The 4,068-nt window shown below is 31.8% G+C and carries 4 protein-coding genes; all 4 read right to left on the bottom strand.

Annotation, left to right across the window (positions count from 1 at the left end; all coding sequences use genetic code 11):
- Window positions 1–40: 40 nt before the first annotated feature.
- A complete protein-coding gene (gene pstA / locus SA378_RS03070) occupies window positions 41–919 on the bottom strand; it encodes a phosphate ABC transporter permease PstA (RefSeq protein WP_318524522.1) in 879 nt (292 codons plus the stop codon).
- Window positions 920–931: 12 nt separating this feature from the next.
- Window positions 932–1,813, bottom strand: a complete 882-nt coding sequence (gene pstC, locus SA378_RS03065; RefSeq protein WP_318524521.1) for a phosphate ABC transporter permease subunit PstC — start codon at window positions 1,811–1,813, stop codon at window positions 932–934.
- The gene (locus SA378_RS03060) at window positions 1,813–2,685 is read right to left on the bottom strand and encodes a substrate-binding domain-containing protein (RefSeq protein ID WP_318524520.1); all 873 of its coding nucleotides are present in this window, start codon (window positions 2,683–2,685) and stop codon (window positions 1,813–1,815) included. The genes pstC and SA378_RS03060 overlap by 1 nt, the downstream gene beginning before the upstream one ends.
- A gap of 133 nt (window positions 2,686–2,818) precedes the next feature.
- Entirely contained in the window at window positions 2,819–4,018 is a 1,200-nt protein-coding gene (locus SA378_RS03055; protein ID WP_318524519.1) for a sensor domain-containing diguanylate cyclase, read from the bottom strand.
- Between the last annotated feature and the right edge of the window lie 50 nt (window positions 4,019–4,068).

The following is a 4,068-nucleotide window of genomic DNA, read 5'->3' as shown; positions in this document are numbered from 1 at the left end:
TCCATAATATAAATTTACATTTTCTATATTAATTTTTTCGTTATTTGACATCATTCAATCTCCCCAATTTGCCTGCAAATTTTGTTGCCATATAATTTACTAAAAATACTATAATAATCAGTATTGCACCAGTTGCAAACGCCATATCTTTTGAATGAGGCAGACCTTCGCTTGCCAACATGTACATATGGATTGCTAAAGTTCTTTGAGATGCAAATAAATCCAAAGTAGGATTTTCCAATATGTTTGTGCCACTTGTAAATATTAATGCTGCAGTTTCACCAACTATACGGCCTATAGCCAATATCACTCCTGAAAGTATACCAGGCATTGCAGTTGGCAATACTATTCTAAAAACCGTTCGAAGTCTTGTAGCTCCCAAACCAAGGCTTCCTTCTCTGTACATGTCAGGCACTGATTTTATAGCTTCTTCTGAAGAACTTATTATTACAGGTAATATCATTATGGAAACTGTACATATACCTGATAATACAGATGCTCTGAATCCAAGTATGTTGACAAAAAATATCATTCCAAACAGGCCGTACACTATGGACGGAATTCCTGCCAATGTATCAACGGCAAGCCTTATCACTTTTACTGCCTTATTTCCACGCTTAGCATATTCAGCAAGATAAATTGCGCAAAATACTCCAATAGGTGCTGCTATAACAAGAGATATCACAATCATCTCCAATGTTGTTACAACAGGGGAAAAAGCGGATAATGAATCGGAATTGTATTCTCCAAATAAAAACTGCATATTGATATTTGGAATACCTCTTGCCAGTATAAATATAAGTATATATAATAGTATACCTACTGTCAATATTCCACTAAGCCATACTAACAATTTCAGAAAAAGTGATTTTATTTTTCTTCTTTTTAAATGTTTTTTTTCTTTAATTATTTCTACCATAGCATCGCCTCACTAATTTCTTAAAGACTTTGACTTTATTAAGCTCAAAGCTGTGTTTAATATGACAATAAATACAAAGAGAACTACGCCTGTTGCTATAAGTGATGATTCATGAAGTCCTGATGCATAGCTCATTTCTGTAACTATGTTAGTTGTCAGTGTTCTTATTGGCTTTAAAAGTTTTATTTTATCAAGTGGCATTACAGCATTACCGGCTACCATTACAACTGCCATTGTTTCTCCAACAGCTCTTCCTAGTCCCAAAATAATTGACGTTAATACACCTGATTTTGCAGCCGGCACAACAACTTTAAATACAGTTTCTTCTTTTGTTGCACCAAGTCCATAAGACCCCTCTTTATAACTTTCCGGAACCGCCCTTATTGATGTTTCACTAATTGTTATAACAGTTGGAAGTATCATTATTCCTAAGATTATTGAAGCAGACATTATGCTGTAACCATTGCCTCCAAAAGTTTCTCTTACAAAGGGTACAACTATTTCCATACCAAAGAAACCATAAATAATTGAAGGAATTCCAGCTAGCAAATTAACTGCTGGTTTCACAATTTTATAAATGCTTTCAGGGCAAAATTCTGCTAGAAATATTGCACACATGAGTCCAACAGGAACTCCTATTGCTATTGCCCCGGCAGTTACGTATACACTGCCCACAATCATTGATAAAATTCCATATGAAGCAGGGGTATTCGTCGGTCCCCATTTTGAATTGAATATAAAATCCATAAATCCTATTTCAGCAATAGCGGGTATTCCTCTAATAAGTAAAAAGAGGCAGATGGCTACAACAGCTAAAACCGAAACGAATGCAGAGAGAAAGAATACAGCCTGCATCGCTGTTTCATTAAAATTAGACTTTTTGATGTTCTGCATTATTTTACTTCAGACCACTTAGCGATTTCACCAGTATAAATATTTGTTACATTCTCGGATGAAATGTCATTAATTGGATTTTCATTGTTTAATATTACTGCAATGCCATCAATTGCAAGTACATGTTTATTAAGTTGTGATGCTTCTTCTTCTTTTAATTCTCTTGAACTCATTCCAATATCATAAGATCCATCCACCGCCGCTTTAATACCTTGAGATGATCCATTTGACTGCATTTCAAAAATTACATCTGGATTCAATGCTTTATATACTTCCTGTAACTTTTCCATTAAAGGAGTTACAGAAGTAGAACCTGCAACTTTTATTGTGCCTGACATACCTGATGCTGTATATTCTTTAGTTTCATCTGCAGCTTTAATATAATTCATCTCAACTGCAATTTCCTGTCCTTGTGAAGATGATGCAAAACTTAAAAAATCTTTTACCAGCTTACTTTCATCTCCTTTTGTTACTAACAAGAAGGGTCTTGAAACTACATAAGAACCGTTTTTAACATTGTCAACAGAAGGTTCAACTCCATTTATTGCAACAGCTTTTATTCTGTCGCTCACTGAACCCAAAGAAATATATCCAATACCATACTTATCTCCTTCAACAGCAGTAACAACTTTATCTGTTCCATCAAATTCTAAAGCTCCAACAACTAATTTATCTGTTTCAATATCATTTTCCTTTACTTTTATTTTCATGATTTCATGAAATGCTCCTCTTGTTCCAGAAGCCGCATCTCTTGCCACTACCGTAATATCCTCTTCTGGATCAAATGCTTTTGATTCTTCTTTTTTGCATCCTGTAAACGCTAATGTTAACATAAACACTGATAATATTATTAAAAGATTTCTATTCATCATTATTTTTCTCCTTGTATTTCGGTTTTTATATCGTGCTAAATATATACCCACATAGTAAAATAAAAAACGCAATAATGTAAAAACTATGTAAAATATATTATTATACTTTACATAGTTTTTAATATTATTACGACTAATTATTACAAATTACTATATTTCTGTTTTTTCCTTTAGCGTAGTACAGACATTTGTCAGCGTTTTTAACAACATCCATAAATGAATTATCATTAGAATTGCATTCATTAACCCCAAGGCTCATAGTTATATTTGCCTTTATATCGTCTTCCAATAAAAATGGTGTATTCTCAATTGAACTTCTTATTCTTTCTGCAACGTCCACAGCTTCACTCTTTCCTATTCCGGGGCATATAAGAAGAAATTCATCTCCGCCGTACCTTCCGATGTAATCAGAATTTCTAATGCATTTTGCAATAGATTTTGAAATTCGACTCAATGCTTTATCTCCATATACATGACCATAGGTATCATTAATATTTTTAAAGTTGTCGATATCTATCATAACTACACTAAATTTCATCTTATTGTTCTTGAATTTATCAAAAACAATTTTACCGGCTTTCATTATTTCATGTTTTGATAAAAACTTTGTCAAATGATCATATGTGGCTATTTCTTCGATTTTTTTATATGAAATAGCATTTTCAATTGCAATAGCAGAATAATTCGCAAGTATCTTTAATGTATGTAAATCATCTTTATTAAAAGCATTTTCTTTATAACTTTGCACCGACATAACTCCAACAACTTTATCATTTATTATCATCGGAGTATATATCATCGATAACACTTCGTATTCATCCTTGCTGGATATTTTTCTTGGATACGTTTCAAAATATTTACTGTATTCCATATGCAAATTGCCTATAATTATATCTTTTTTATTTTTTATACAATAAGCACTAAAAGTTGAGTTTTCAGTCTCCTTTAAACTGACAGTTTCATTTATTTGCTTGTTTTCACCAACGAAATAATAAACTATTTGACTTTTTTCTTTCTCGTATACATCTATGCCAAAGTAATCAGTTTCAATTAATTTATTAATTTCTTCATCAATTATATTAATAATTGAACTGATATTTAAATTTGAAATAATTTTTTGACCAATAATAGATAAAAGTTCTGTCCTGCTGTAAAGAGATTTATATTGAACAGCTTCTCTTTCAGTATGCTTTACGTTCATTTTAGCCATAAGCTGATTTTGTTCATAATCATACATTTCATCATCTACGAGTATATATTTCTCTAAAAATTCAAGAGCTTCACCAGCTCTGAAAGGTAAAAATTTTTCGCAATAAGATATATAAAAAGACATTCAAATTTGCACGAAAACTAAAGATATGATAAAATAGTTTAAAGAACTTT

Source organism: Sedimentibacter sp. (assembly GCF_033447055.1).
In the GTDB taxonomy this organism is placed as follows: domain Bacteria; phylum Bacillota; class Clostridia; order Tissierellales; family Sedimentibacteraceae; genus Sedimentibacter.
Note: the sequence above shows the minus strand (reverse complement) of the source record. Positions and strands in the feature narration are given on the sequence as shown.